Origin of the sequence: Marinobacter confluentis (genome assembly GCF_004785685.1) — a bacterium.
Classification (GTDB): Bacteria; Pseudomonadota; Gammaproteobacteria; order Pseudomonadales; family Oleiphilaceae; genus Marinobacter; species Marinobacter confluentis.
The window spans coordinates 654,586-681,003 of sequence record NZ_SRPF01000002.1; the positions used below are offsets into that span (position 1 = coordinate 654,586).

Here is a 26,418-nt window from a genome sequence, read left to right on the forward strand (position 1 = left end):
CGGTGTTGAAAGCAGGCATGATGCCAGAAAACGGGGGCCGCCGCCCCAAACTGACCATCCAGAGCCTGAACGTACCTTCATCGCCTCAACCCTGGGCCAGGGCATCCCATTCCGCGCCGGCATGGGCGCCATCGCCGCGCCCAGCCCTGTAAGGGAGAAGGCAGCGGTGACGTCCACCTTCTTTGTCGTGGCCTATATCGCTATCTCGGTGCCGGTGATCGGCCTGGGATTGATGGCGAGCATGACCAGCCTAATGACGACCGGGATCACTTTCGCCGCTGTGATGGGATCACTGGCGGCGCTGGCTTTGGTACTGCTGATTCGGCGGGAACGGGCTGGGGGGGAAATAGGTATGTCCCGGTTTGCGAGGAAAATTGACAGATCACAGCGCCTCGGTAAACTACCGGTGGTCGCGATGGAATAACGTGACCAAATGGAAAGCCCTCAGTGCTATGTCTATCCTCAGCACTGTATTTATCAAGGATGAACAACCATGAGCGGAAAGAAAGTTGTCTTGCTCGGCGACGTTGGTACAGACCATAACGGATTTCCACCAACCCCGGTGACGGCCGGCTCGCCTGATGTACTGATTGATGGTAAGCCCGTTGCCCGTGTCGGAGACCCCCTCGCCCCTCACTCCAAACCCAAACATCCACCACATCCCCGTGCCATAGCCGCCGGTTCTTCAACCGTTCTAATCAATGGTATTCCAGCTGCCGTGACTGGCGGAGCGATTTCCTGCGGAGGCGTCACTATTGGAAGTGGTAGCGTTGTGATTGGTGACAGCCATTCGCCTGCGTCTTTTTCTGGGATTTCTCCTGCGCCAGTGCGCCCACGGCTAGCTGGTATGCAAAAAAACTCCGCTGCAAATCAAGCAAGCTTGTCACAGACCGGAGATGACTCAGCTCTAACTCCCGGCTCAACAAGTACAACGAGTTCTGGCCAGGAAGGCCACGTGGCATCCCCCTTAGTGCACGAGAATTCGAGCGGCCAGGTGAACAGCGACGCGACTCCCGAGCACACGGGGCCAACGGAAGAAAGCTCGGATCAGGAGATCTTTGAACATGCAATACGTGCCCTAGAAGCGGAAATTGCAAATATCGGAACCCACGCCACGATAGACGGACAAGCTCGGCAGGCCTACGCACGTCAAATACGGCTAATGGCGGAAGAGCTGCGTGCCGAAGCAAGGTCAGGACGCATTACCTGGAAACAGGCTGCTGGGCAGGCAGAAGAAGCCCGCAACCTCATCATGGATATGATACGGGGGAGGAGTACGCCAGTCGGCCGTGCACTGGCACAGCAGATCAAAAGTGAAGGCAAAACACTCAATGAGCTGGTTGGGCGCAAGACACAACAACTGTTTGGTCGTGGCGCCAACTTCCAGTCTTTGACGAACTCACAGCAACAGGCTGTGTACGGAGCCATCGTCGAGTCTGCCGGCAAATCCAACCCGAAAGTATCAGCGACGATGCAGAGGCTTTCCAACGCTGGAAAGGGCCTGATCGTTCTTTCTCTCGGGCTATCGATTTACCGCATCGCAAATGCTGAGGACAAGGTTGACGCCGCCACCCAGGAAGCAGCGATTACTGGAGCTGGAATCGGGGGCGGGATGGCCGGTGGTGCTATAGCGGGACTGGCCTGTGGACCGGGTGCGCCTGTGTGCGTTGGAGTCGGCGCATTTGTAGGTGGCGCTCTGGCAGCCTTCGGCGTCAGTTTTTTCTGGTAGGGTTCAATACATGCAGCAACGTATCCGGGAAGACGCCAGCCTGACCCTGGCAAAGGAAGGCAACGACCAAGAACTCGCAACGAGCTTCGTAACCATTGCGGGCAAGACCTCAGAGGAACCGCTGGAGGGAACCGTTCTCGAAGCTTGTGTACAGCTTGGCAACCAGTACCTTCTATTTCTGACCGACGACATCCCGTTCGAAGACTCACTCCATATCCACTTGTTGGATGAAGACCTCGAGAGAGTTGATACTGCGACACTCGGCGCCCCCTATACAACCGGGCACTTTCGCAACCTGAACTGTGTGGGTTCCGCCGGAATCACTTTTGAGTTTTTCGGGGATTGTGTTTGGGAGATCTCCGTGTCACCGAAAAAGCGGCTGCGGCTTCCCTTTATTTCTGGCCCGAGAGGTGTTTCCTGGCAGAAGGGGTGGTTTCACGTCCTAGCACTAAGATCCAGAAAATAGATCTGTCCCCGTTTTAACGCTACCCCGCTGCCTGCAGATGCTTTTAAAAGGGGGAACGGGCATCCATCAGCCGCTCCACATTCCTCAACTCCAACGCCATCACAATACCGCTGCCGAATTCAGGGTGGTTTACTTCCGGTAAATGAACGACGTATCCCAGCCGGTGAAAGAACTTCACCATCTTTGGGTCGCAATCAATGAAATTGTATCTGACGCCGTCACTCAACCCTTTCAGGTAGGTTGCGAGCGCAAGCTGAAAGGCAGCGGAGCTGTTTCTGAAGCCTTTTTGGACAACCAGCTTGGTGGTGACCGACGCGTGCTCTTTATAGGACTTTGCGAAGCGACTCATTTTATACAGCGAAGGATAGTATTCGAGATTATTGCTTTTCGTGTAATTGCTGAGGCAGGTACCGATGACCAGACCGTTCCTGAACACGGCAAATAAATCGCCTGATTCATCCAATGGATCAGGCAGCGTCCCTGTCACATGACAGGCGTGCTTTTGTGGATAGCCAAGCTCTGTCACGTAGACGTCATATCGTAGTCGATAAACGGATTTAATCTCTTCCGGACTGAGGTCGTACTTAATTTCCGATACCACCGGTCACTATCCCCACACAGGTTGCATGCAATCCATCCTCACCCCCTCCAAGCCAGGACCATCGGGGTCCGCCAGACTCCGGTTATATGTGGGCCCGAATATTTTACATTTCCTTGCCGAATCCCCGAGCATAACCGAAATTTAATGCTAGCCTTAATTAGCAACCTAAATCCAATAAAAACAAGGAACGTTTCGCCATGTCTCGTCCCGACTACCTGATTGGCGGAGAACCTGCCCGACTCATCCCCATCACCCCAGACAGCACAAGAGAACTGAAATCCGTCTCCGTCATCATGGCAGGCCTGCGCTCCGTACTTGAGCTGCGCCAGTCTCTGCTGAAATCTCTGGGCGTGCGTGTTGGTACTAGCGCAAAACTGGAAGCGTGGACAGAGGTGGTCTTCCAGAATGAAGACAAGAAAGCCGTCAAAAACAAAGACCGACCAGACGGTCTGCTCGTCCTCAGCACCGGCAGGCGTGAGTGGCGGGCGCTGATAGAGGCCAAAGTTGGCAATGACACGGTTGGGGAGGAACAGGTATCCCGTTACCTCCAGCAGGCAAAAAACCACAAACTGGATGCTGTGATCACCATCACCAACCAGTTTGCAGCACTTCCAACGCATCACCCCGTGAAGCTCTCAAAGAACGCCACCAAGTCAGTATCCCTCTTCCACTGGTCATGGGCATTCATCCGTACCCAGTGCCAGCTCCTGCTCAAGAACGATGGCGTGGAGGATGAGGACCAGGTATTTATCCTCAGTGAAATACTGCGCTACCTGGAAAGCGACCGCTCAGGCATCAGCCATTTCGACCAGATGAACGCCGAATGGAAAGACGTCGTCAACAAAGTGAAGAGCAATGCCACACTCGCGAAAACCAGCGACGAGGTACAGAACACCATCGCCGCCTGGCATCAGGAACAACGGGACCTGTGCCTTATCATGTCCCGCCTCACAGGCAGCGATGTTTCCCTGAAACTGAAAAACGATCACCGCCTCGATGCCGCAAAGCGCGTGAAGGACGACGCCGATGCCTTCTGCAAAGCACCGACGCTGAATTGCGCACTCCACATCATCAACGCAGCGGCGGACCTGGAAATAACGGCAGACCTTCAGCGGAGAATGATCTATTGCTCAATGCGCCTCACGGCACCCAAAGACAAGCAGAGCACCAAAGCCAGGGTTAATTGGCTACTGCGCCAGCTGAAGAAGACAGCACCGGGCGGGTTCTTCATTCGCGCTACCAGACCGGGTAAGGCTGAAACCACCTATCAAGCACTGAAGGACTTGCGGGATTCGCCGGAATTGCTGGAATCTGATACGTCCAATACTGCTGCGACAACGTTGGAGATTGTCTTTGAAGTCGACCTGGCCGGGAAGTTCAGTGGGCGGAAGGTGTTTGTTGAGGAGTTGGAAAAAGCAGTGCCTCATTTTTATCAGGAGGCTGGGCAGTTGCTGAAAGCTTGGACACCGCCACCTCCGAAAATCTCGAAAACTGAAAGTGAGCCAAAATCCCGAGGTGAGGAATTAACGCTCGGAAAATAGATCTGTCCCGGTTTTCCTGGGTCACTTCCTCCAGGGCACACTGCCCCTCAGGCTGCGCCTTCCTCTGGGCTGCGTTTCCCTGATACTCGGTGTGATTCCGATAGCGCTGGGCATCTACACCCAGTCCCTCGCCCTGTTCGTCGTGGGTGCTGTGGTTGCCGGTATCGGCCAGGACATCTCATTCCGCGCCGGCACGGGCGCCATCGCCGCAGCCAGCCCTGCGGGGGAGAAGGCAGCGGTGACGTCCACGTTCTTTGTCGTGGCCTATATCGCTATCTCGGTGCCGGTGATCGGCCTGGGATTGATGGCGAGCGTGACCAGCCTGAATACGACCGGGATCACCTTCGCCGCTGTGATGGGATCACTGGCGGCGCTGGCTTTGGTACTGCTGATTTGGCGGGAACGGGCAGGGGTAAAATAGATCTGTCGCGGTTCTCGTTTTCGCGTTGCTATGTTTATTTTTTCACCCTACAATGTAGGTTGAAAAAGTAAACATCGCGAGGCGTATCCCATGGAGAATCAGCAGCAATCAACTATCGTTGACGACGAAATCAGCGTCAAGCAAGATCTTGCCGCAATTGGCCTATCAACAGAGCTGATTAGGAAAATCGCTTTTGCAGCCGCTGCGGGAAGAGCCGAAAGCTTGAGAGTTGATCCTGTAAGTGCTCCAGGACAGCTTGCGTACATCCATGGGGTACGAGAACTCCGATTAGGCTTGGAGCGAGAAGGTTGGAAAATCAATAGAGATGGAAATGTTGAAGCCACTGTCAACTATGATCTTGGGATCCAGCTCTTCTTTCAAAACGTTGATAGAGCCTGCAGTAAACGGAACCCGCAGGCGATTTCCAGGAAGGGCAAAGCATCTCGTGATCTCGTAGCAGCAGGTCAAACCGACATGTTTACTGAGCTATCACATGATGTAGGCGAAAACGTACACGGGGCTGTTCCAACAGTTTGGATCGTCTGCGTATCATCAGATGGCCGGTCAGTGAGAGCAGAAGTCTCTCGCCCTAAACGGTTTGAAGGCTCCCAGTTTGAAGATTTTCACCATCGTATATTTGTCTTGGACGAAAGCTTTGAGCCTGGATTCGAACCAAGTGTCCGCGATTCAGATACCTTCGATGACTTCGACGTTAAGATTTCGAGAAAGCTTTAAAAAATGTTCAATCCAACGCGCTTATCAACAGCCAGAAAACGCCGGCAGTTGACAAAAAAACGTCTAGCGGAAAGCGCCGGAATATCCCAACTTACCCTGACTCGGATTGAATCAGGACAAACAGCCGATCCCGGCGACGAAACCGTTAGTGCTTTGGCAAAAGCGCTCTCGTATCCGGTAAGCTTTTTTTACCAGGAAGACTGTGAGGAACTGCCAGTAGAAGCAGTCAGCTTTCGAAGTTTGTCCTCACTCACTGCAAGACAGCGAGACGCGGCTTTATCTGCCGGAGCTATCGCTCACCTGCTTGATGACTGGATTACCGACCGGTTTAACCTGCCGGAGCCAGACCTTCTCGATCTGAGGAATGAAGATCCAGAATCTGCTGCAATAGCGCTGAGACGTCATTGGGGAATTGGCTCCAAACCAGTACCTCACCTGCTAAAGCTACTGGAAGCGAAAGGAATACGTGTTTTCTCTTTAGCCGAAAGTAACAAGAACGTGGATGCATTTTCTTGCTGGAGAAATGGAGTCCCCTACGTATTCCTAAATACTTTTAAGTCAGCTGAAAGAAGCCGGTTCGATGCTGCTCACGAACTTGGCCATTTAGTTCTGCATCTTCATGGAGGGACAAGTGGTCGAGAAGTAGAGCGAGAAGCTGACCAATTCGCATCAGCATTTCTGGTACCTAGGGACGATTTCATCGCAAATGTCCCAATGGTCCATTCATTGCAACAATTAATGGCCTGCAAGCACCGATGGGGTGTGTCTCTCGCAGCCATCACACGAACCGCCTACGATGTCGGGAGCCTCTCAGAGTGGCATTACCGAGAACTCTGTAAGCAGATTAGCTATCGAGGATTTCGTAAGAACGAGCCAGAGCCGATGAGACGTGAAGAGTCGGTACTATGGAAAAAGGTCTTTGGTCAGTTGTGGAAGGAACGCCTCACCAAGGACCACATTGCTGCAGAACTAGGGATTCCAGTTGATGAAATATCAGCTTTAATTGAAGGCATTCTTGGTGGAGATCACGAGAAGGTGAGAACGGTTAGTTCTGGAGCAAAGCTGAGAGCGGTCTAGGCCGATAAAAAACCAGAGTTGGCCAGAGCCATGGGCTTTATCCAGAGTACAGACCTCCTCGATTTTGCTAGTGATATGCATCTGGTTAGCGCCTGAGCGTGCCGGCGGAGGTGCGCGGTGTATTTGTACCCGCCGCCATCCGTGAGGCCCAACCGACCACGCGTCTATTTTGAAAAATGGGGCGACCCCATGATCACCGGAATCGGCTGGGTGTCCGAGCTGATCGGTATTGCCGGCGGCGGGAATATCTTTCCAAAAAAGGCCGCAGAACCTAGCGTCAGGGAACACATTTTAGAGAACCCTGATACCAAAGCAGATCATATGTAATGATAATCACTCGATCTTTTGAACAGAGTTTGCCAGTCTTTTCTCATTTCCGAAAGGAGTGGTGTAAAACCTCTGTTCAATCCCATATAGCAAGAACTTCAACTCTTCATCTTTCGAAATCTGAAACTGACGAGATTCATCGTCAAACTTTAATTTTCCATGACAATAACGTTCGACGTATGAAAGCATATTCTCCCTATCGCCATCTGACATCTTTGCCAGGGTATTCATCGCCAGTGCCAACCGCTTCCTATTCGGCTTAGACACTTTTTCTACTGAATAATCACCATCTAATTTTAGAAATGACTCATTCAAGAACTCGCTAACCTCGTCGTCGGTAGCTACTTTATAAAGAGTGTCAATGCCACGAAATATACTCGATATTGTTGCGAGGCTTTTAAAAAAAATAGTATCCTGATCTTTGAAATAAATGGCATCTGGAACCGCATTAACCGTTAAACGGTTCTGGTTTTTCTCAATTTTCGCAACCTCTCCGAAAACAATCATTTTCTTTTGAACGAAAAGCGAGGGTGTGACCTTCTGAAAATAGTAATTCTCGTCTTGAATCGAGACAAGAAATGCTAGCTTTTTGAAACTATCTGAATCAAGATCGTTATATTCCTTAGAATCAAAGTCACCCTTAAGAAAATCCAAACAATAGCTTTTCCCACTGAAATTTTCTATCTTAAAGAACGAATCCTCGTCAAGATTGTGATCCGGCGAATAATCTACACCTTGAATCCTATCAAAATAAAACGAATCAAATATAGAGCAGCCTGAAAGCAACTTAAAATACGATTTTTTCGCCTTACCTTTCACCTTTCCCAATAGGTAGTCCATAAACTTCCTCTTTCGATAAAAGTGTAATCATTTATTCTAAATGCTCTCGCTATACATACTTCTGATGGATTCTTGTATCTCTCTCTGCTTATGAGAAATACGCATAATCCAGACGACGTTCTTATATTATAAAAATTGTAGCCAAACACCAAAAACAGTGGATTAAAATACAAAGCCTGAGATAGAAAAGTAAAAACAAACAAGATTGAATAAACGAAAACCAACGACTGCCAGTCACTGACACTTAAAGCGACAAAGAAATAACCAAGATAGCTAGGCAGAAAGCTATTGTTTGCATATTCAACGTTTGAGACCTCTCCCCTCTTGAATTCGTCACTTCCAAGCTTTGCGCTCAGACCTATACTCAAGGCAGTAAGCAAAAGAGGAACAGCTGAATAAATTACATATGAAAACCAAACTGAAGAACCAAGACCAAAAAAGTTGAACCTGATTGAGCATTCAAGGGGACAGTCATTTTGAACTAAAAACACAACAATCAACAGTGACGTTGCATTAAATGTAAGAAGAAGTCGAAAAATAATATTCATGTGACATCCATGTGGCGGGCATAGGAAGGCTGACCTTTACTGCCTAAAACCAAACCGTAAGCATCTACACCTTTAAATTTTCAATGAGAGACTCAATTTTCTCTCTATTTTTAGGGCCACTACTTAACTCTAGTACAGAGTCAGCCACATCAATTAAAGCTCGCGCGGCAATTTCATTTGAATGAAGACCAACCGTTGTATATGCGTTTTCATCCTCAATTCGCCCCCTAGAAAGATATCGCTCACTCAGCACGTCATCGGACGCCGTTACATGCACGTGAAGGACCCTACCTTCGAAATTGCTGCGAATACAATGCACCTGCTCCAGCTTTCGGACCGAGTCTAGGAACCATAAATTACAATCAGGTGAGTCCTTTAAATATGGAAGAACCAGATCCCAATAAATCCAACTAAAGTTAGTTTCTAGATCTAACTTATCGCCATACTCTTGAAGGTCGTACCTGGTAAACTCAGAGGAAAGCCGTTCAACCTGTTGTCTCAAAAACCAACCAGTGCTGATTCTACCCAGCGGAATATGCTGGCCAACAGTTTTCAGTAGACTTGTTTTTCCAGCCGCCACAGGCCCACTCAAAAGAACCAAGGTCTTATTTGTCGCAATATCGGTCATAAATCGAGATTTTTTATAAATTGATCGCCCTTGACTCTTTTTGCCTCCAAAACAAAGTCTTTTATATCCGGTATGCTGTAGTCAAAAACCACTTCTGCAACCTTCTTTTGAGGCTTGCCTGTCTTTTTTGAGACAGGGTATGCTTCAACACTCTTGAATATTTCCCACCCTCGTTTGTGAAGGTAAGGAAATGTGTTGCCCGAGTTCATATGGCAGAGCAACACACTTCGATCATATTTTTCGATCAGAGCCGTTGTATCAAGAACAAGAACATCGTGCTCATCTTTTCGATACTCTCTAGCCTTCAAAAGACGATTGAGCCTTTCCTCTTCTGCCCAAGTGAAAACCTTGCTATTTAAAAAACTATACCACTCCTCAGGGGTAATTCCGTCATTGAGAACCAACGCTAGGCGGTCTCGAGGCATGGGCTTCTGGTCGCGCAACACTATGCTCTGACCGTTTTCATTCACTTCCACTTTGGTCTTCGAGCTTCTATGCCTCTCTTCCAACGATTTTCGTAGTTCGTCTTCGCCGACAAATCTGTCCAAAGTCGCTTTTGTACTCAGCAATCCATATTCCTGAATCAGATCCCAACTTTCGGGCTCAGCCATGTGAAACAATCGAGGGTAACTATTTATGAGCATATCTGGTGTCACTACGGTCCCTCACTTTTGCTAAAACTATTCCAATTTCTTCTGTCTATGACTGTCCGAAGATCGATCCCGCCTTTTTCTGGCCTCACGAATCTTGTATTGATCAGCGATACGGGGGCCTTCGCGATTCGCTCTAACTCCTCCACAAATTTAATGGTATCCTCTGTTAACTGCTCGAATCTACGTGCATTGCGATTAGACTCGTCAATGTAGTCCGCAAAAGTCAACACAATATCTGTCGGCGCATTCAGGGCACAGGCTCGCCTAAATTGGTCCCATTCGAACCAGCCAACTCTTCGTGCCCGATTCGTTGTTGAGGTTCTCTCATATCCGGACACCTCCATAGGATCCAAACCAGCTGCTTTTGAAACCTCTTCGAAAGTCACTTCGTGTTTCAGCGGCCCAGACGTTTCACCGTTGGATCCGTCAGGGTTGCCGACCCTTATTGGAGTTGGCCTGACAACCATCAAAGTTCTCCTGATTCTATTGGGAGAAATCCCCGCTTCAGCCAGACATCCACCTACATTAGTATCTCTGGACGTAACGTAGGGATAGTTACCGTGAAAGATACTCAAACCACTTCCCTGGGTCCCTTCCAAGAGAATCAGCTTTCGCTGATAGTAAGCCAACTCAAGCTGGTTCAAAGTTGAACCACGATATGGCGCTTCGTCTCCGACGAAAGATCTCAGCTCCGGAACATCTTTAGCCAGCCTTAACTCACTGTCATGACGGCCGGTTATTCTGCGCGCTTGCGCAGCTCCGCTCCCTCTGCCGGTCGAAGCAATACTTCCAACTAAACCTTGCTCACTCTCTAAATCTCGGTCTTCTATGATCATCGCTTGCGGGTCTATGAACAAACGATCAGGAGAGATTCCGCAGTCTTTGATTTCCTGAAGCAGTGTTTTTACATAAATCGTCGTGCCTGGTCCCAACAACAGCTTTGCCCGAGTGTCCTTAGATCCAGACGGCAGGTGATGATAGGTGTAGAGTCCAGAGGAACTTGATACCGTATGACCTGCGTTCGGGCCACCGACTCTTACCAAAACATCATAATCCTTAGCCAAATAGGCAGCCACATGCCCTTTGCCCTCACTTCCATACTGCCCGCCAATAAGTACGTCTACGCATCTAATATCTGGGGAAGAATAAAGACCCAGCCTGCCCGCCACCCTCACGAGAGTATCGAGCTCATCTGTTCGAGAGGTATTAATCCTCACATCAGCATCATGCTTAAAATAGAGTATATCTTCTTCGTCTTTTATATTGTCTAGGTCGAAATAATCACCTTGATTTCCAGCAGGGTCTTGGTGGTTGCTTCTGCCTTTCAGTTCTACTCGTCCAGCATATAAATGAACGTGAACAACGTTCAAATCATCCAGCTTTCGAAGGTGCTCAAGCTGCCGCCGATTAACGACACTATCTATCACTAGGGGCCGAAGATTTTTGGCGTTATCTATATGGCTTTTTATCGTCTTAGAGAGCCATTCTCCGTCGGTATCACTATCCAACTTCATGCCCAAATCTTGCAGAGCCGCCCTATTTGAGCGCTCACCTTGGCTTTCTGAGACATTCTTTAGATGCCTGCTAACTTTGAATACCTCAAAGGCAAACTCTTTCTCCAATAGGCTCGCCAATCCTGACTTTCCTGTGTAAAGACGCCCTGTAAGAACGACTACCTGCTTCATGACGATCCTTATTAATTTTTAGCAGCTTGCATTTTAGAATGGCTTTTAATCTCCCAAATTGAAGGTTAGACCATAAAACCGGTAATCTGTAAAACTTAACTACTCAGAGTTTGATTCGTAGATTTTTCGTAAAGGCTAGACCAACATTGGATAAATGTCTCGAAGTCGCCGGTAATTTTCAGTAACTGCGCGATGAGTCTGTCTATAAAGCTCCTGACACAGATATCTTAAATTGAAAATTGATAACGTGGACATTTGAGCTGGGCGCCTGAAGAACTTCGGCACACTCAGCCTTAAAGCGCTTTTAGTCTGTCGAGCCAAAAAGCATCGAATATCTCGTCACTCTAGATCACCATCAGCTGGGAAAGCTAGCACCTAAAACCAGCACGCCCGGTTTTGAAACCCGATGATTAGCAAGCGCCATCCCTAGCTAGCTATGCAAGTTGGTGAACATCAAAAGCCCTACTCCAAAAGCCTTTTACCGACACCAACCATCAGGCACGGACTGGCATAAGTTAGCCTGCCAACGTTGGTAATAGTTGGTGGTCATCAGATAGGATTTGGTGTTATACGGACATAGTTTGAGGAGATTGCCCTCCGACGGAGAGTCGGTCTCGGAATTCTTGGCTCCCCATGTAGAGTCGAGAGGCCGCTTGCTATCATAAGCGGCGCTTGTTTTCACCCAACAATCTGGATTAGGTCAAGCAGCCGCCAGATAACCCCCAACAACCGCCAAAACACCCCCAACACCACGACTAAACCGACTATCCGCCTTCATCATCAGGCCACCCATCACACGCCCAAAAAACATGACCGCCAGCGTCACAATCGAGAAGCCGGCCAGATAAGCCGCCAGCTTGACCCCAGCAGGCATCTCAGTGCCGTGCGCAAAGCCGTGGAACAGCATAAAAGCCCCCACTATGCTGCCACCCAAAACCGTCGGTATCTTGGCGAGCGTAGCGATAAGAATACCGGCTACCAGCACAGAGAACGTAATTCCCATTTCAACACCCGGCAAACTCAACCCACCCCAAGCAAGCCCCGCGCCCAGTATCATGCCGCCGATCACGAACACCGGTGTGGCGTTTTTCATGGTGTTGTTCTGGCGCACGCTCCAGAAGCCGATGGCGGCCATGGCCAGCAGGTGGTCCAGGCCCAGCATGGGGTGCAGCAGGCCGCTGAGGAAACCGCTTTCAGCGTGGGCGCCGTGGCCGGTGTGGGCGGCTGCGGTGGTGGCTGTCAGTATCAGGCCGGTGGCGATTAGCAGGCGGGTTACTGTGTTCATGGTGTTTCTCCGTGTCTTGGTGGTTCTGAATCTTTGTGGTTCGGGTCAGGCGCTTTCAGCGACTTTTTCTGGCCTTCTCTCCGGCAACATCCCCCGCTCCAGAATAAAGCTGATGATCGTCTCCAGCCCTACTCCGTCGTATAGGTTGGTGAACACAAACGGCCGCTCACCCCGCATCTTCTTGCTGTCGCGCTCCATCACGTCCAGGGACGCATGCACCTGTTCGGCGATGTCGATCTTGTTGATGATCAGCAGGTCGGATTTGGTGATGCCGGGGCCGCCTTTGCGGGGGATTTTGTCACCGGCGGATACGTCGATCACGTAGAGGGTCAGGTCGCTCAGTTCCGGGCTGAAGGTGGCGGAGAGGTTGTCGCCGCCGGATTCCACCAGCACCAGTTCCAGGTTGGGGTGGCGGCTTTGCAGGTCGTCGATGGCGGCCAGGTTCATGCTGGCGTCTTCGCGGATGGCTGTGTGGGGGCAGCCGCCGGTTTCTACGCCCAGGATGCGGTCCGCTGGCAGGGCTTCGTGCTTCAGCAGAAAGTCGGCGTCTTCTCGGGTGTAGATGTCGTTGGTGACCACGGCGATGTCGTAATGGTCTTTAAGGGCTTTGCACAACTGGCGCAGGAGGGCCGTTTTACCGGAGCCCACTGGGCCACCAACTCCAACTCTCAGGCAATGTGTCATTGTTTTATCTCCTTAGCTTCTGAACAGTCGTGAGTACTGTGTTTCGTGTTGGGCGCTGCCAAGCGCCAGGCCCGGGATGATTGGGCCGAGTTCGGCATCGTTCATTTGCAAAGCGTTATTCACCGCTTCCACCAGTTTCGGGCGTAGCTGTTCGGTCAGTCGCTGGGCGGCAGTGTGGCCCAGGGGCATGGCTTTGCAGGCGACGGCCAGCTGGTTTTCCATCCAGGCCCACGAAAAGCCGAGCAGGGTCTGACGAACCGGTACCTTTCGCAGGGTGGCGCCCCAGGCGAAGAGGGTGACGTAGCCGGGTTCGTTGGGCATTAAGTCTTCCGGGGGCAGCAGTTCAAGACTACCCAGCAGGCGGGCGAGCGCGGCGCCCAGGCGCAGGTCTTCGTCGCTGAGTTCGGCGGTTTCCCGGGTGGCGTGCAGCCAGGCGTTCCAGTGGGCCAGCGCGTCTGCATCCTGTTCGGCCCAGGCGCTTTGCAGCCGGGCCAGCAGGGGGAGTTCGCAGCGGGTCAGGCCGTCTTCCAGTACGCCTTCGAGCCAGCCGCCCAGTTGCTGTTCGTTGTTCACCCAGCCCAGTTCAAAGGCGCTTTCCAGGCCCTGGGACCAGGCGAAGGCGCCGATTGGCAGTGCGGGGCTGACCAGTTGCATCAGGCCCAGCAGAGCCATGTCGTCAACGGCGGTCTGGTTGCTATCTGCGAGCATAAGTGTGGTCATGGTTATGCACCTGGTTATGGGAACGGCTGTGGGATTCGCTATGCGAGTGGCTGTGGTCATGGCTGTGTGCATGCCCCTGCCCTGCCTGGGAGTAGGCGCCGGGTTCCGGGTCGAAGGGGGCCTGGTGGTGAACCAGGGTAGCGCCCAGGCGTTCGGCCAGTTCTTCGAGCACGTGGTCCGGCGGAAAGCGTACCCAGCCGCGGGTTCCATTTTTTGCAGTGATTTCTTCGCCGATGGCCAGCGAAACGTGGCGGTTACCCAGGTGGTAGCACAGCCTTGCCATGGGCAGGCCCATTTCGATGTAGGCGGTGACCACCGGTTCGTCTGCGGCCCGGATGCGGATGACTTCGCCGCTTTCGGCCTGCAAGCAGGCGCCGTCTCGCAGAACCGGGCCGCGGTCGAGGAATAGGCCGACGTCCTGACCGGTATCGGTTCTGGCCCGCAGGCGGCCGCGCATGCGCAGTTCAAACGGCAGCGTAAGGTGGTCGTGGATTTCGCTGGCGTCTACCAGGCCCAATCGTTGTGTGAGTTCCAGCATGTTGGGCTCCTAAAACAGATGATATAGCTGTGCTAATGGCAGTTCGGTGGCGGGCTCGCAGGTGAGCAGTTCGCCATCGGCGTGTACTTCGTAGGTCTGTGGGTCCACGGTCAGGTGCGGGCAGGCGTCGTTCAGTTTCAGGTCGCCTTTGCGCACGTTGCGCACGTTCTTGCAGGCGGAGAGCGTGCTGTTCAGCCCCAGTTCCTTGCCGATATCCGCATCAAATGCCGCCTGGCTGACAAAGCTCAGTCGCGTGGCGCTGGCCGCGCGGCCGAATGCGCCAAACATCATTCGATAATGCACCGGTTGTGGCGTGGGGATGGAGGCGTTGGGGTCGCCCATGGGGGCCGCTGCAATCATGCCGCCCTTCAGAATCAGCGCGGGTTTTACGCCGAAGAAGGCCGGGTCCCATAGCACCAGATCCGCCAGCTTGCCCACTTCCACGGAGCCGACATCGTGAGCGATGCCGTGAGTGATGGCGGGGTTGATGGTGTATTTGGCGATGTAGCGTTTGGCGCGCAGGTTGTCGGCGCCCAGGTCCTGGTCTTCCGGTAGCAGGCCGCGCTGGACTTTCATTTTGTGGGCGGTCTGCCAGGTGCGGCACACCACTTCCCCAACCCGGCCCATGGCCTGGGAATCCGAGGCGATCATGCTGATCACGCCCATGTCCTGGAGGATGTCTTCTGCGGCGATCGTCTCCCGCCGGATGCGGGAGTCGGCGAAGGCCACGTCCTCGGGGATGTTTGGGTCCAGGTGGTGACACACCATCAGCATGTCGAGGTGTTCGTCGATGGTGTTCACGGTGTAGGGCCGCGTGGGGTTGGTCGAGGACGGCAGCACGTAGTCCTTGGAACAGGCGGTAATGATGTCCGGGGCGTGGCCACCCCCTGCGCCTTCGGTGTGGTAGGTGTGGATGCAGCGGCCTTTGAACGCTGCGAGCGTATCTTCCACAAACCCGGATTCGTTCAGGGTGTCGGTGTGGATGGCGATCTGAACGTCGAATTTGTCCGCGACCGTCAGGCAGTTGTCGATGGACGCGGGGGTGGTGCCCCAGTCTTCGTGCAGCTTCAGGCCCATGGCCCCGGCTTTGAGTTGCAGTTCCAGGGATTCCGGCAGGCTGGCGTTGCCTTTTCCCAGGAAGCCGATGTTCATGGGCATATCGTCCACGGCCTGGAGCATTTTGCCGATGTGCCAGGGGCCGGGGGTGCAGGTGGTGGCGTTGCTGCCGGTGGCGGGGCCGGTGCCGCCACCGAGCATGGTGGTGATGCCGCTCATCAGGGCTTCTTCGATCTGCTGGGGGCAGATGAAGTGGATGTGGGCGTCGATGCCGCCGGCGGTGAGGATTTTGCCTTCACCGGCGATGATTTCAGTGCCGGGGCCGATGACGATGGTGACGTCTGGCTGGGTGTCGGGGTTGCCGGCTTTGCCGATGGCGGCGATGCGGCCTTTTTGCAGGCCGACGTCGGCTTTTACGATGCCCCACCAGTCGAGTATCAGGGCGTTGGTGATGACGGTATCCATCACGGTGTCGTCGGCCCGCTGGCTTTGGCCCATGCCATCACGAATGACTTTGCCACCGCCGAATTTTACTTCGTCGCCGTAGTGGGTGGCGTCGCTTTCCACTTCGATCCACAGTTCGGTGTCGCCCAGGCGGACTCGGTCCCCGGTGGTGGGGCCGTACATGTCTGCATAAGCCTGTCTTGTGATTTTCATGCTATCCCTCGTTTTTTGCTTGGGTGCCTGGGTTCTGGTGGCCTGATGCTTTGGAGCCGGGGCCGGTCGGATAGGGCTTTCCAGGAAACGCTACAAGCACATCCATGTGCGCTTGGGCTCCGCCATCCATGGCTCCGCACATTCCCGGAAAGCCTTCTCCGGCCCGCCCCCAAAATTCTGTTTTGCCTTCAGCTCTTTGTGTCCAACTTGCCCATGACTTCTTGGCGGAAACCGTAGATTTCCCGATTTCCCGCATATGGAATCAGGGTGACCTCTCTGGTCTGACCGGGTTCGAAACGGATGGCGGTTCCGGCGGCTACGTCCAGGCGGTAGCCTTTCGCTTTGGCCCGGTCGAAATCGAGAGCGGGGTTGGTTTCCGCGAAATGGTAATGGGAACCAACCTGAACCGGGCGGTCGCCGGTGTTGCCGACTTCGATGGTGATGCGTTCGCGGCCTTCGCAGAGTTCGATGTCGCCGTCTTTTAAATCGTATTCTCCGGGGATCATGGCGAGCTCCTTAGACAATCGGGTTGTGGACGGTGACCAGCTTGGTGCCGTCGGGAAAGGTGGCTTCTACCTGGACTTCGTCGACCATTTCGGCCACGCCTTCCATGACGTCGTCGCGGGTGAGGATTTCGGTGCCGGCGGTCATCATTTCAGCCACGGTGCGGCCTTCGCGGGCGCCTTCCATGATTTCGGCGCTGATTAGGGCGACGGCCTCGGGGTAATTGAGTTTCAGGCCTTTGGCTTTGCGGCGTTCGGCTAATAACGCTGCGGTGAAAAGGAGCAGCTTGTCTTTGTCTCTTGGGGTTAGTTCCATTTTTTGTTCTCCCTCTGCTTTGGAGTTCGTCGGCAGGAGGGGGGAACTGCTTCCGGGATACGCTGTGAATACGTCCATGTACGCTCGACAAAAACATCCTTGTTTTTGACGATCCCGGAAGCAGTTCCCCCCTCCTACCTTGTCTATCTCTTGAATTAGCCTGCCAATCCGAGTGGTCGAATCTGGCAAACAGTCAGTGTTCTCATCGAGCTAGTGCGCTAACTCAAATTTCCGCTGAACAGGGCGGGTGGGTCCGTTCGGGGATGTGAAAAACATGGATGTTTTTCTCAAGCGCCCATGGATGGGTTCACAGCGTGCCCCGAACGGACCCACCCGCCCTGTTCCCGCACAAAATTTCATGTCAGCCAAATCCTCGGAACAACCGCTGAGCAACCGGTCAATAGCGGTCGCAGTAACACCCAGGCTTGCTGGCAAACCGACCAGGCTTCGTTGCGTTCATTGCCCAGGTACCGCAATAGCACCACGCCACGGCGCCGGGTGACGGCCCAGCGGTTAGAGGCGGGTAACTGTTCGCGGATTTGCTCGATGGCAGCGGCTTCGTCTTCCAGGCCGACGACCCACAGGGTGGCCTGAACCGTTGCGCCGCCCTGGCCCCATTTGCCCTGGAAGCGGGCATGCAGGGGGTCGAGGATCTGGCGTTCTAGCCATAACGGCTTGCCGTTCATGTTCAGGCGGAAGCGTTGTTCCAGGTGCCCGGTAACAAAAGGCAGATTGCCCACCGGGCGGCCCAGGGCCAGAACTTCCCAACCTATGCACTTGGCGCCAGTTTCCAAATCAATGGTGGTGGTCTGTTCGCCTTTGGAGCCGTTGAAGGCCAGGGTTTCCTGGGGGAGGTATTCCAGGGTGCCGCCTTCCGCTACGTTCAGCTTTGTGTGTTGCTGCCAGGCCACGCCGTTGCTGTCGGCCTTGTATAGCTTGGCGGCGGCGGGCGTTGTGACCAGGCTGAGGGCGCCAGGGCCCACGGATACGTCTATGCCCAGTGAGTCACCGCTAACTAACCCGCCCGGTGGGTGCAGCAGATAAACGTGGCAGCAGCCGGCTTTGCCTTCGGGGTAGAAAGGCCGCTGCACCCGCAATGGGCCCTGGTGGCGGATGCGGGTCATGCGGGTGACGGTCTGTTCCCGTTCCTGCCTGGCTTCGAAGCCCAGGGACAGGGTGGCGGCCCAGCGCCGCGTCTGGTCGAAGCGGTGGCCCGAATCCATGTGCCTGGGAATGCGCTCGTAGACTGTCATACCGTCAGGTGCTTCTTGATCAGTTGGTCAGACAGCTCGCCAATCTCGCCCCCGGCGACGCGGCGGCCGCGGTCCATGATGGCGAAGTGGTCGGCGAATTTGCGGGCGAAGGGCAGCTTCTGTTCCACCAGCAGAACTGTCAGGCCGTCTTCTTCGATCAGCCGGCGGATAACCTCGCCGATCTGGGTGACGATGTTGGGCTGTATGCCCTCCCCCGGTTCATCCAGGATCAGCAGCCTGGGTTCGATCACCAGGGCGCGGCCGATGGCCAGTTGCTGTTGCTGGCCGCCGGAGAGGTCGCCGCCCCGGCGGTTTTTCATTTCCTTGAGCACGGGGAAGAGTTCGTAGATCCGTTCCGGGATTTTCTTGCTGCCGTCCTTGCGCACCGCCAGCCCCACCCGCAGGTTTTCTTCCACGGTCAGCAGCGGGAAGATTTGGCGGCCCTGGGGCACGTAGCCGATGCCCAGGCGGGAGCGGTCTTCCACTTTCTTTTTGGTCAGCTCTACGTCACCGGCGAATTCGATGCTTCCGCTTTTGACGGTTTCTTCACCCATCACGCATTTCATCAGGGTGGTTTTGCCCACGCCGTTGCGGCCCATCACGCAGGTACATTTACCCTGGGGCACATCCAGTTCCAGATCCCATAAGGTGTGGCTTTCGCCGTAGAACTGGTTGAGTTTGTCGATTTTGAGCATCAGGTTGTTATCCGACATCAGGCTTCCTCCCCCAGGTAGACCTTGATGACTTCCGGGTCGTTGGAGACCTGGTCCATGCTGCCTTCCGCCAGCACGCTGCCCTGGTGCAGCACCGTCACCTTGCGGGCGATGGAGCGCACGAAGCCCATGTCGTGCTCCACCACCACCACGGACTGTTTGCCCGCCAGGCTGGTAAGCAGTTCGGCGGTGCGTTCCATTTCCTGTTCGGTCATGCCTGCAACGGGTTCGTCCACCAGCAGCAGTCTGGGTTTCTGCATCAGCAGCATGCCGATTTCCAGCCACTGTTTCTGGCCGTGAGAGAGGATGCCCGCCAGATTGTCGCGAAGGTCCTTCAAACCGATGGTTTCCAGCACTTCGTCGATGCGTTCGCGGTATTCCGGCCGCATGATGGCCCGCAGCGTGGGGATGATGCGTTTGTCGGTGGCCATGGCCAGTTCCAGATTTTCGAACACGGTCAGGGCTTCAAACACCGTGGGTTTCTGGAACTTGCGGCCGATACCCAGGCTGGCGATTTCCGGTTCGTTCATCCGCAGCAGGTTATGGCGGCTGCCGAACCAGACGGAGCCTGTGTCCGGGGCGGTTTTACCGGTGATGATGTCCATCATGGTGGTTTTGCCCGCGCCGTTGGGGCCAATGATGCAGCGCAGTTCGCCGTCGTCGATGGTCAGGTTCAGGTTGTTGATGGCCTTGAAGCCGTCAAAGCTGACGTTCACATCTTCCAGGTACAGGATCGGGCCGTGGCGGACGTCTACCGGGGATTCAACAGGCGTCAGAAACTCGAATACCCGGTCCCGGTTGGCAAATTCTTCAAACAGGCTCATGCGGTTGCCTCCTTGCCGGTGTCAGAGTCTGTATCAGTCGGCTCGTCCTGTTTTTTGCGGCGGCTGGCCAGCAGGCCGGCAATGCCGCGGGGCAGGAACACGGTAACCAGCACAAACAGGCCGCCGAGCAGGAACAGCCAGGCATCCGGCATTACGCCGGTGAACACGGTTTTGGCGTAGTTCACCAGAATGGCGCCGATGACGGCGCCGTAGAGGGTCGCGCGGCCGCCCAGGGCCACCCACACCACAATCTCGATGGAGAAAATGGGCGAGAACTCACTGGGGTTGATGATGCCCACCTGGGGCACGTAGAGCGCGCCCGCCACACCGGCGATCATCGCGGAGACCACGAACACGAACAGCTGTACCCGCTCTACCCGGTAACCCAGGAAGCGGGCCCGGGCTTCGGCGTCGCGGCAAGCCACGCTGACCCGGCCCAGCTTGCTGGTGACGATGCCACGGCAGATCAGGTAACCAATCGCCAGGGCGATGCCGGAGGCGATAAACAGCCCCAGCCTTGTGGCGTCGGTGCGCAGGTTAAAGCCAAGAAGATCGCGGAAATCGGTCAGGCCGTTGTTGCCACCGAAGCCCATTTCGTTGCGAAAGAAGGCCAGCATCAGCGCGAAGGTCAGCGCCTGGGTGATGATGGACAGATAAACCCCGGTCACCCGCGAGCGGAAAGCCAGGAAACCGAACACCAGGGCCAGCAGGCCCGGCGCCAGGATGACCATCAGGAAGGCGAACCAGGCCATGTCGAAACCGTGCCAGAACCAGGGCAGTTCCTGCCAGTTCAGGAACACCATGAAGTCCGGCAGTATCGGGTCGCCGTAGGTGCCCCGGTCGCCGATCTGGCGCATCAGGTACATGCCCATGGCGTACCCGCCCAGGGCGAAAAACGCCCCGTGGCCCAGGCTGAGAATGCCCAGGTAACCCCACACCAGGTCCACCGCCACCGCCAGAAGCGCGTAGCAGAGGTACTTGCCCATCAGCGTGACGGTGAAGGAACTGACATAGAACGGGCTGTCTTCCGGCATGGTCAGGTGCAGCAGCGTGACCACGGCCAGCGCTGCGAACAGCACACCCAGAAACAGTTGCGTGGAACGTTCACGCAGAGGTCGCGTTAACCACATAACTTAACCCTCCGCTGCCCGGCCTTTCTGGGGGAAGAGTCCCTTCGGCCGTTTCTGGATGAATAAAATGATGAACACCAGCACGATGATCTTCGCCAGGACGGCACCGGCCCAGGGCTCCAGCAGCTGATTGATGGTGCCCAGCGACAGACCCGCAATCAGCGTGCCCCAAAGGTTTCCGACGCCGCCGAACACCACCACCATGAAAGAATCGATGATGTAGTTCTGGCCCAGGTTGGGGCCCACATTGGTGAGCTGGGACAGCGCCACACCGGCCAGGCCGGCCACACCGGAGCCCAGGGCGAAGGTCAGGATGTCCACCCGGGTGGCGCGGATGCCCATGGAGCGGGCCATGTTGCGATTCTGGGTGACGGCGCGCACCTCCAGACCCAGGCGGGTCTTGCGCATGATCAGCATCAGCCCGGCAAACACAATCAACGCGAAGGCCAGCACGTACATGCGGTTGAGGGTCAGCGACAGTGCATCGTTAATCACCAGCGAACCGCTCATCCATTCCGGCGTCACCACGGTGCGGTTCTGGGGGGAGATCACGGTGCGCACCAGCTGCTGCAGAATCAGACTGATACCGAAGGTGGCCAGCAGGGTTTCCAGCGGGCGGCCCTTGAGGAACTGAATCACGCTGCGTTCGATGATGATGCCGGCGGTGGCTGCTACCATGAAGCCGGCCGGAATCGACAGGATCAACGCCAGGCCGGGTTGGCCGGGCAACAACTGCTGCATGCCCCAGGTGGTATAGGCGCCCAGCATGATCAATTCGCCGTGGGCCATGTTGATCACGCCCATCACGCCGAAAGTGATGGCCAGGCCGATGGCGGCCAGTACCAGTACCGAGCCCATGGAAAGACCGAAATACAGGGTTTCGGCGGCGCTGTTCAGTTTGAGTTTCTGTTCGATGGCGGCCAGGGCCTGTCTGGCTTTGGCGGCCAGCGCCGGGTTGTCGCCGCGAACCGCTTCACTGAGAGCGGCGCGGGCGCGAGGGTGCAGGCTACCGGACAGCTCGTCGACGGCATCAAGGTCGCCCTCACCTACCCGGTAGATTGCCAGGGCCGCTTGAATGCGGTCGCGCACGGCGGCGTTTTCCTCGGTTTCAAGCTGGGCCTGCAGGGGTTCGACCAGCGCCGCATCGACCTTCCCCATCAGGTCCCGGGCGGAGGCTTCGCGCACATCGGGGTCGGCGGCGTTCAGGTCCAGAATGGCCAGAATGCCTTCCAGCTGGCCCCGAATACGATTGTTAATGGCGACTCTGTCCAGCTCGCGGCGGGACATTTCGCCCATGTTCTCTCCGGTCAGCGGGTCGGCAATTTCCCAGTCCCGGCCCCGGTTATTCAGGACGAGTACCACTTGCCCGGTGTCCTTGATGCGGCTCAGCCGGTTAGCACCGTAGGCTTCGAGCCAGCCCCGGGCGCGTTCGTCGCCGCTGCGGACAATGGACTTGATGGCGTCCTCTACTTCGCTGGCCGGTGCTTCCGCCAGATTGGTCAGCAAGGCCCGGCCGGAATCTGTGTTCTGGTCCTGAGCGAACGCGGGGTTGATCATGATGATGGCAAAAAGCAGCAAGGTGAGCGATCGGATGATGCTCATGGTTCCATCCTGTCTGTTATAGGTATGTTGCGTTGCGGTCGCAAAACCGGGGGCAGCGGCGCCACCCCCGGTTGCCTTACTTCAACCCGCCTTAGTTGGACTCAGCGGCCATTTCACCAGCAGACGCGCCACACTTGCCGGTTGCGGTGTTGAAAGTTCCGCAGAACATCGGCTTGCGCCAGTCGGCGATCATGTCCCGTGAACCGGGCAGGTAGTCAGACCAGGCATCGCCGGCCACGGTGGACGGGGTCTCCCAGACTACGGAGAACTGGCCGTTGTCCTGGATTTCGCCAATCAGCACCGGCTTGGTGATGTGGTGGTTGGGCATCATGGCGGCGTAGCCACCGGTGAGGTTGGGCACGGTAACGCCGATGATGGCGTCTTTAACGGCGTCGACATCGGTGGTGCCGGCTTTTTTCACCGCTTCGATGTACATGTTGAAGCCGATGTAGTGGGCTTCCATCGGGTCGTTGGTCACGGCTTCTTCGTCACCGGTGTGGGCAATCCACTGGTCGATGAAGTCGTAGTTGGCGTCGCTGTCGACGCTCATGAAGTAGTTCCAGGCGGCCAGATGCCCTACCAGCGGGCCGGTGTCGATACCAGACAGTTCCTGTTCACCAACCGAGAAGGCAACAACCGGAATGTCGGAAGCCGAGATGCCCTGGTTACCCAGTTCACGGTAGAAAGGCACGTTGGCGTCGCCGTTGATGGTGGACACTACGGCAGTCTTCTTGCCGGCAGAACCGAAACTCTTGATGTCAGACACGATGTTCTGCCAGTCGGAGTGCCCGAAAGGCGTGTAGTTGATCATGATGTCTTCCTTGGCCACGCCCATGTCCATCAGGTAGGTCTCAAGGATCTTGTTGGTGGTGCGCGGATACACATAGTCGGTACCGGCCAGTACCCAGCGCTCTACGCCAATGTTGTTCATCAGGTAGTTCACGGCAGGAATCGCCTGCTGGTTGGGGGCCGCGCCTGTGTAGAAAACGTTCTCGGAAGACTCCTCACCTTCGTACTGAACCGGGTAGAACAGCAGGCCGTTCAATTCCTCGACCACGGGCAATACGGATTTACGGGAAACCGACGTCCAGTTGCCGAAGATCACGTCCACTTCTTCCTGGGCCAGCAACTCGCGAGCTTTCTCGGCAAACAGCGGCCAGTTGGAGGCCGGGTCTACCACAACCGCTTCCAGTTGGCGTCCAAGCACACCGCCTTCGGCATTCTGTTTTTCGATGAGCATTTCAACCGTGTCTTTCAGAACGGTTTCACTGATGGCCATGGTGCCGGACAGCGAGTGAAGAATGCCGACCTTGATCGGGTCTTCGGCGGCCACCGAGTTCAGAGAGACAGAAAGAGCAAGTGCAGAGAGGCCCAGTTTCACGTGATGTTTGATCGTCATGATGTGCGTCCTTTTCCTGGTTTGGTTGGTGCTGTTTTCTAGTTATCACCGCTGGCGCGTTGCATCTGCCGTTCCACAACCAGGTTTATTTCTCATATTTCAACGACTTGTTATATACCCTCCTGCACCCGCGACTGTCCTGGCCGCCCTTTATCAGTGCGGGCGCGCTGAGGGCAACCGCTTTTGCACCAGGGATGTGCGCGCCCGGAAAACGGCCGCTCGTTTGTAGTGCCCGCGCGCCACGACAGGGCGGGATTTTTTTCGCGTAAATTACTGAATTTCGGTTCATTATTTGATTCTGGCAATGATTACAGATCCGTAAGAGATGTCTCACAAAGCTCAGAGCGTATGTCCGATTTCTGTACGCAAGCGCATGGGTAGAATGGTCATTGTCAGGGATGAGAAGCCGGCAAGGAAAGCTGGCTCAGGGAAGACGTCTCCAGGGAATTGCCAGGCACTGAGTGCCGGGCAGGGAGAGCAGCCCAGGGAACAGGGGCTTACAGGGAAGAACGACAGGGACGAAGCGCACAGGATGTGTCGCAGCCTGAAGGATCAGGCACGGGGTCAGCCACGGACTTTGGTTCACATGGAATGTGTTCCGGGTTCCGTGCACTCCTCCCCCACTTTGGCTTACCCGGGATTTGACCAGACCAGCTCCGCGCTTTGACGGCCTGACACGATGCATTATCGAATGTCTTACCACCGTTAACTACAAGGAGCTCTTCATAATGAAACGCACCCCGATTTTCGCCACTCTGCTGCTGGTACTGAGCCTGATGACCGGTTTTGCCCAGGCCGAGCCCGGCCAGATCAACATCAATACCGCAACCGTAGAAACACTGGCCAGCCTGGACGGCGTTGGCGAAGCCAAAGCCCAGGCCATTGTTGACTATCGCGCAGAGAACGGCCCTTTCCAGTCCGCTGGCGATCTGACCGAGGTAGACGGCATTGGTGAGCGCACGCTTGAAAAGAATGCCAAGCGCGTGACCGTTAAATAACCCGGTCAATCCATCGGTTATTCAGGGGCAGCTTCTCTGCCCCTAAAGTCGGCTGGAAAGCCGCTGCCTACCCACCTATGATGCCGTGATCCCTTACTGATCGAGCTTTTCATCGAATGATTCGAGGCGCTTTACTGATTGCCCTGGCGGCGCTGCTCTGGGCAACCACCGGCATCGTGGCAAAATTCCTGTTTAACGCGTCCGATCTGCAGGCCATTTCGCTGGGGTTCCTGCGCCTGGTGGTTGCGCTGCCGTTTTTCTTTGTTCTGATGCTCCGGGAACAGCGAGTGGAGGCCAGAAATGCCAGGGCCGAGCTACGCTCCGCCTGGAAGCTCACACCAAGAGCGCTGCTACCTTTGTTGGCGCTCGGCGTCTTCCAGGCCTTCTATCAGGGCAGCTATCTGTTGGCGGTTGATCTGACCGGGGCCGGCATTGCCACCCTGATTGCGCTTTGCCTGTCACCGGTTCTGGTCGCCATCATGGCGGCACCGCTGCTGGGTGAAAAGCCCAACATTATCACCATTCTGGCTCTGATCGCGGCCATTGGCGGCACCGCCATGCTGGTGATCAGCGACATCGAAAGTGCCGGCGAGTTGCGCCTGGCCGGCATTCTGATCGCGGTCTTCGCCGCCTTCATCTATGCCGGCTTTACTCTCACCAGCCGCTACTCCTCCACCGGGGCGCCGGTGTTCACCACTGCCTTTATCTGTTTCCTGACCGCCGCCATTGTGCTTCTGCCAGTGGTCTGGGGAATAGGCGGGTTCGAGGGCATGGCCAGCCTGAGTGTCTGGCAATGGTTGATGGTGGCCTACATTGGCGTGGTGCCAACCTGTATTGGTTACGTAAGCTTCTTTGCGGGCATGCAATCAACACCGGCCACCCTGTCCAGCATTATCGTGGCTCTGGAACCCCTGTTCGTTGCCCTTCTGGCCTGGATTTTTCTGGGAGAAGTATTGGGCGCCGTTGGCATAACTGGCGCAGTGATTCTGACCGCCGCAGTGATTGTTGCCTCAAAGAACAGCGCACGCTGAGTCTTGTCGCGCTGCCACGGAAGATCTCAGTGGTTGCATGAATCCTGGCTGTGATCGCAGTGTGACTGGCGGCAAAGTGCATGATTCCGGATATGACCGGCAGCAAGGATGCCGGCGCCGGCAAGAGTCAGAACTTTCTCTCCCCATTCCCCGACCAGGTCGTGGCCCCAGAAAGCAGCTACAGTCATTAAGGCGAGCCCGGAGATACCATAGATCCAGACTTTTCCGTCTTTATGGCGCTTACAGCCTATCCCGATGGCTGCGATGCTCGACGGAATAACCAGCAGAAGAAGGCTCTGGTGAAACAGCGCATCCCCGAAAAATGAAGCGCTCAGCGCGGGTGCAAGAATCAGGATCAGGGGCAACGTAAGACAGTGTAAGGCACAGATACCAGACATACTGACGGCTATGCGATCAAGCCACTGCGAAGAGGTAATATTGACCATTGGAATTTCCTT

General features: G+C 55.2%; 29 protein-coding genes and 1 pseudogene. 11 read left to right on the forward strand and 19 right to left on the reverse strand.

The window, feature by feature from the left end; genetic code table 11:
- Positions 1-166: 166 nt before the first annotated feature.
- The 4 genes and pseudogenes from E5Q11_RS08600 to E5Q11_RS08615 all read left to right on the forward strand — a co-directional run bounded on the left by E5Q11_RS08600 (position 167) and on the right by E5Q11_RS08615 (position 2,195).
- The gene (locus tag E5Q11_RS08600; protein WP_225314887.1) at positions 167-424 is read left to right on the forward strand and encodes a hypothetical protein; all 258 of its coding nucleotides are present in this window, start codon (positions 167-169) and stop codon (positions 422-424) included.
- A 69-nt stretch (positions 425-493) separates the two neighbouring features.
- Positions 494-769: pseudogene (locus E5Q11_RS08605) on the forward strand (type VI secretion system PAAR protein); the annotation flags it as partial.
- A 186-nt stretch (positions 770-955) separates the two neighbouring features.
- Complete coding sequence (locus E5Q11_RS08610; protein WP_210426319.1) at positions 956-1,729, forward strand: hypothetical protein; 774 nt, start codon at positions 956-958, stop codon at positions 1,727-1,729.
- Between the two features lie 10 nt (positions 1,730-1,739).
- Complete coding sequence (locus tag E5Q11_RS08615; protein ID WP_135802987.1) at positions 1,740-2,195, forward strand: hypothetical protein; 456 nt, start codon at positions 1,740-1,742, stop codon at positions 2,193-2,195.
- Between the two features lie 43 nt (positions 2,196-2,238).
- On the opposite strand, the gene E5Q11_RS08620 is transcribed toward E5Q11_RS08615, so the two are convergent.
- Positions 2,239-2,796: an N-acyl amino acid synthase FeeM domain-containing protein gene (locus tag E5Q11_RS08620; protein ID WP_135802988.1), complete on the reverse strand. Its 558-nt coding sequence runs from the start codon at positions 2,794-2,796 to the stop codon at positions 2,239-2,241.
- A 197-nt stretch (positions 2,797-2,993) separates the two neighbouring features.
- On the opposite strand from E5Q11_RS08620, the gene E5Q11_RS08625 reads away from it, so the two are divergent.
- The 5 genes from E5Q11_RS08625 to E5Q11_RS08645 all read left to right on the forward strand — a co-directional run bounded on the left by E5Q11_RS08625 (position 2,994) and on the right by E5Q11_RS08645 (position 6,897).
- Positions 2,994-4,337, forward strand: coding sequence for a hypothetical protein (locus E5Q11_RS08625; protein ID WP_225314888.1), 1,344 nt, complete (start codon positions 2,994-2,996; stop codon positions 4,335-4,337).
- Positions 4,338-4,428: 91 nt separating this feature from the next.
- Positions 4,429-4,758, forward strand: a complete 330-nt coding sequence (locus E5Q11_RS08630) for a hypothetical protein (RefSeq protein WP_225314889.1) — start codon at positions 4,429-4,431, stop codon at positions 4,756-4,758.
- 90 nt (positions 4,759-4,848) lie between these two features.
- Positions 4,849-5,493 (forward strand): hypothetical protein, encoded by a 645-nt coding sequence (locus tag E5Q11_RS08635; protein ID WP_135802989.1) that lies wholly within the window; start codon positions 4,849-4,851, stop codon positions 5,491-5,493.
- A gap of 3 nt (positions 5,494-5,496) precedes the next feature.
- Positions 5,497-6,570, forward strand: coding sequence for a helix-turn-helix domain-containing protein (locus E5Q11_RS08640; protein WP_135802990.1), 1,074 nt, complete (start codon positions 5,497-5,499; stop codon positions 6,568-6,570).
- Between the two features lie 189 nt (positions 6,571-6,759).
- Positions 6,760-6,897 carry a hypothetical protein gene (locus tag E5Q11_RS08645; RefSeq protein ID WP_225314890.1) on the forward strand — a complete coding sequence of 46 codons (138 nt, stop codon included), beginning with the start codon at positions 6,760-6,762 and terminating at the stop codon, positions 6,895-6,897.
- Positions 6,898-6,903: 6 nt separating this feature from the next.
- Here E5Q11_RS08645 and E5Q11_RS08650 read toward each other — a convergent pair whose 3' ends face one another.
- The 17 genes from E5Q11_RS08650 to urtA all read right to left on the reverse strand — a co-directional run bounded on the left by E5Q11_RS08650 (position 6,904) and on the right by urtA (position 23,931).
- Positions 6,904-7,737 (reverse strand): ATP F0F1 synthase synthase, encoded by an 834-nt coding sequence (locus E5Q11_RS08650; protein ID WP_135802991.1) that lies wholly within the window; start codon positions 7,735-7,737, stop codon positions 6,904-6,906.
- A gap of 612 nt (positions 7,738-8,349) precedes the next feature.
- Positions 8,350-8,913, reverse strand: a complete 564-nt coding sequence (locus E5Q11_RS08660) for an adenylate kinase family protein (protein ID WP_135802993.1) — start codon at positions 8,911-8,913, stop codon at positions 8,350-8,352.
- Positions 8,910-9,557 (reverse strand): DUF7002 family protein, encoded by a 648-nt coding sequence (locus tag E5Q11_RS08665; protein ID WP_135803384.1) that lies wholly within the window; start codon positions 9,555-9,557, stop codon positions 8,910-8,912. Before E5Q11_RS08665 ends, E5Q11_RS08660 begins: the two co-directional genes overlap by 4 nt.
- An 11-nt stretch (positions 9,558-9,568) precedes the next feature.
- The gene (locus E5Q11_RS08670) at positions 9,569-11,251 is read right to left on the reverse strand and encodes an adenylosuccinate synthetase (RefSeq protein WP_210426301.1); all 1,683 of its coding nucleotides are present in this window, start codon (positions 11,249-11,251) and stop codon (positions 9,569-9,571) included.
- 700 nt (positions 11,252-11,951) lie between these two features.
- Positions 11,952-12,536, reverse strand: coding sequence for a HupE/UreJ family protein (locus E5Q11_RS08675; RefSeq protein WP_135802995.1), 585 nt, complete (start codon positions 12,534-12,536; stop codon positions 11,952-11,954).
- A gap of 45 nt (positions 12,537-12,581) precedes the next feature.
- Positions 12,582-13,220 (reverse strand): urease accessory protein UreG, encoded by a 639-nt coding sequence (gene ureG / locus E5Q11_RS08680; protein WP_135802996.1) that lies wholly within the window; start codon positions 13,218-13,220, stop codon positions 12,582-12,584.
- Between the two features lie 12 nt (positions 13,221-13,232).
- Positions 13,233-13,940 (reverse strand): urease accessory protein UreF, encoded by a 708-nt coding sequence (locus E5Q11_RS08685; RefSeq protein ID WP_404802748.1) that lies wholly within the window; start codon positions 13,938-13,940, stop codon positions 13,233-13,235.
- Positions 13,915-14,478 (reverse strand): urease accessory protein UreE, encoded by a 564-nt coding sequence (gene ureE / locus E5Q11_RS08690; RefSeq protein WP_135802997.1) that lies wholly within the window; start codon positions 14,476-14,478, stop codon positions 13,915-13,917. Before ureE ends, E5Q11_RS08685 begins: the two co-directional genes overlap by 26 nt.
- A gap of 9 nt (positions 14,479-14,487) precedes the next feature.
- Positions 14,488-16,191, reverse strand: coding sequence for an urease subunit alpha (ureC, locus tag E5Q11_RS08695; RefSeq protein WP_135802998.1), 1,704 nt, complete (start codon positions 16,189-16,191; stop codon positions 14,488-14,490).
- 188 nt (positions 16,192-16,379) lie between these two features.
- A complete protein-coding gene (locus tag E5Q11_RS08700) occupies positions 16,380-16,697 on the reverse strand; it encodes an urease subunit beta (RefSeq protein ID WP_135802999.1) in 318 nt (105 codons plus the stop codon).
- A gap of 10 nt (positions 16,698-16,707) precedes the next feature.
- Positions 16,708-17,010 (reverse strand): urease subunit gamma, encoded by a 303-nt coding sequence (gene ureA / locus E5Q11_RS08705; protein WP_135803000.1) that lies wholly within the window; start codon positions 17,008-17,010, stop codon positions 16,708-16,710.
- Positions 17,011-17,366: 356 nt separating this feature from the next.
- Entirely contained in the window at positions 17,367-18,263 is an 897-nt protein-coding gene (locus E5Q11_RS08710; protein ID WP_135803001.1) for an urease accessory protein UreD, read from the reverse strand.
- The gene (gene urtE / locus E5Q11_RS08715; protein WP_135803386.1) at positions 18,260-18,958 is read right to left on the reverse strand and encodes an urea ABC transporter ATP-binding subunit UrtE; all 699 of its coding nucleotides are present in this window, start codon (positions 18,956-18,958) and stop codon (positions 18,260-18,262) included. The genes E5Q11_RS08710 and urtE overlap by 4 nt, the downstream gene beginning before the upstream one ends.
- 17 nt (positions 18,959-18,975) lie before the next feature.
- Positions 18,976-19,800, reverse strand: a complete 825-nt coding sequence (urtD, locus tag E5Q11_RS08720) for an urea ABC transporter ATP-binding protein UrtD (RefSeq protein ID WP_135803002.1) — start codon at positions 19,798-19,800, stop codon at positions 18,976-18,978.
- Positions 19,797-20,930 (reverse strand): urea ABC transporter permease subunit UrtC, encoded by a 1,134-nt coding sequence (urtC, locus tag E5Q11_RS08725; protein ID WP_135803003.1) that lies wholly within the window; start codon positions 20,928-20,930, stop codon positions 19,797-19,799. Before urtC ends, urtD begins: the two co-directional genes overlap by 4 nt.
- A 3-nt stretch (positions 20,931-20,933) precedes the next feature.
- Positions 20,934-22,532, reverse strand: a complete 1,599-nt coding sequence (gene urtB / locus E5Q11_RS08730) for an urea ABC transporter permease subunit UrtB (protein ID WP_135803004.1) — start codon at positions 22,530-22,532, stop codon at positions 20,934-20,936.
- A 91-nt stretch (positions 22,533-22,623) separates the two neighbouring features.
- Positions 22,624-23,931: an urea ABC transporter substrate-binding protein gene (gene urtA, locus E5Q11_RS08735; RefSeq protein ID WP_135803005.1), complete on the reverse strand. Its 1,308-nt coding sequence runs from the start codon at positions 23,929-23,931 to the stop codon at positions 22,624-22,626.
- A gap of 728 nt (positions 23,932-24,659) precedes the next feature.
- On the opposite strand from urtA, the gene E5Q11_RS08740 reads away from it, so the two are divergent.
- Positions 24,660-24,929, forward strand: coding sequence for a ComEA family DNA-binding protein (locus tag E5Q11_RS08740; RefSeq protein WP_135803006.1), 270 nt, complete (start codon positions 24,660-24,662; stop codon positions 24,927-24,929).
- Positions 24,930-25,045: 116 nt separating this feature from the next.
- Entirely contained in the window at positions 25,046-25,960 is a 915-nt protein-coding gene (locus tag E5Q11_RS08745; RefSeq protein WP_135803007.1) for a DMT family transporter, read from the forward strand.
- A 26-nt stretch (positions 25,961-25,986) separates the two neighbouring features.
- Here E5Q11_RS08745 and E5Q11_RS08750 read toward each other — a convergent pair whose 3' ends face one another.
- Positions 25,987-26,406: a MerC domain-containing protein gene (locus tag E5Q11_RS08750; RefSeq protein WP_135803008.1), complete on the reverse strand. Its 420-nt coding sequence runs from the start codon at positions 26,404-26,406 to the stop codon at positions 25,987-25,989.
- Positions 26,407-26,418 lie beyond the last annotated feature (12 nt).

Coding starts and splice junctions, on each gene's coding strand:
- E5Q11_RS08615 (WP_135802987.1), top strand. CDS start 1,740: ATGCAGCAACGTATCCGGGAAGACGCCAGCCTGACCCTGGCAAAGGAA.
- E5Q11_RS08625 (WP_225314888.1), top strand. CDS start 2,994: ATGTCTCGTCCCGACTACCTGATTGGCGGAGAACCTGCCCGACTCATC.
- E5Q11_RS08635 (WP_135802989.1), top strand. CDS start 4,849: ATGGAGAATCAGCAGCAATCAACTATCGTTGACGACGAAATCAGCGTC.
- E5Q11_RS08640 (WP_135802990.1), top strand. CDS start 5,497: ATGTTCAATCCAACGCGCTTATCAACAGCCAGAAAACGCCGGCAGTTG.
- E5Q11_RS08645 (WP_225314890.1), top strand. CDS start 6,760: ATGATCACCGGAATCGGCTGGGTGTCCGAGCTGATCGGTATTGCCGGC.
- E5Q11_RS08650 (WP_135802991.1), bottom strand. CDS start 7,737: ATGGACTACCTATTGGGAAAGGTGAAAGGTAAGGCGAAAAAATCGTAT.
- E5Q11_RS08660 (WP_135802993.1), bottom strand. CDS start 8,913: ATGACCGATATTGCGACAAATAAGACCTTGGTTCTTTTGAGTGGGCCT.
- E5Q11_RS08665 (WP_135803384.1), bottom strand. CDS start 9,557: ATGCTCATAAATAGTTACCCTCGATTGTTTCACATGGCTGAGCCCGAA.
- E5Q11_RS08670 (WP_210426301.1), bottom strand. CDS start 11,251: ATGAAGCAGGTAGTCGTTCTTACAGGGCGTCTTTACACAGGAAAGTCA.
- E5Q11_RS08675 (WP_135802995.1), bottom strand. CDS start 12,536: ATGAACACAGTAACCCGCCTGCTAATCGCCACCGGCCTGATACTGACA.
- ureG (WP_135802996.1), bottom strand. CDS start 13,220: ATGACACATTGCCTGAGAGTTGGAGTTGGTGGCCCAGTGGGCTCCGGT.
- E5Q11_RS08685 (WP_404802748.1), bottom strand. CDS start 13,940: ATGACCACACTTATGCTCGCAGATAGCAACCAGACCGCCGTTGACGAC.
- ureE (WP_135802997.1), bottom strand. CDS start 14,478: ATGCTGGAACTCACACAACGATTGGGCCTGGTAGACGCCAGCGAAATC.
- ureC (WP_135802998.1), bottom strand. CDS start 16,191: ATGAAAATCACAAGACAGGCTTATGCAGACATGTACGGCCCCACCACC.
- E5Q11_RS08700 (WP_135802999.1), bottom strand. CDS start 16,697: ATGATCCCCGGAGAATACGATTTAAAAGACGGCGACATCGAACTCTGC.
- ureA (WP_135803000.1), bottom strand. CDS start 17,010: ATGGAACTAACCCCAAGAGACAAAGACAAGCTGCTCCTTTTCACCGCA.
- E5Q11_RS08710 (WP_135803001.1), bottom strand. CDS start 18,263: ATGACAGTCTACGAGCGCATTCCCAGGCACATGGATTCGGGCCACCGC.
- urtE (WP_135803386.1), bottom strand. CDS start 18,958: ATGCTCAAAATCGACAAACTCAACCAGTTCTACGGCGAAAGCCACACC.
- urtD (WP_135803002.1), bottom strand. CDS start 19,800: ATGAGCCTGTTTGAAGAATTTGCCAACCGGGACCGGGTATTCGAGTTT.
- urtC (WP_135803003.1), bottom strand. CDS start 20,930: ATGTGGTTAACGCGACCTCTGCGTGAACGTTCCACGCAACTGTTTCTG.
- urtB (WP_135803004.1), bottom strand. CDS start 22,532: ATGAGCATCATCCGATCGCTCACCTTGCTGCTTTTTGCCATCATCATG.
- urtA (WP_135803005.1), bottom strand. CDS start 23,931: ATGACGATCAAACATCACGTGAAACTGGGCCTCTCTGCACTTGCTCTT.
- E5Q11_RS08740 (WP_135803006.1), top strand. CDS start 24,660: ATGAAACGCACCCCGATTTTCGCCACTCTGCTGCTGGTACTGAGCCTG.
- E5Q11_RS08745 (WP_135803007.1), top strand. CDS start 25,046: ATGATTCGAGGCGCTTTACTGATTGCCCTGGCGGCGCTGCTCTGGGCA.
- E5Q11_RS08750 (WP_135803008.1), bottom strand. CDS start 26,406: ATGGTCAATATTACCTCTTCGCAGTGGCTTGATCGCATAGCCGTCAGT.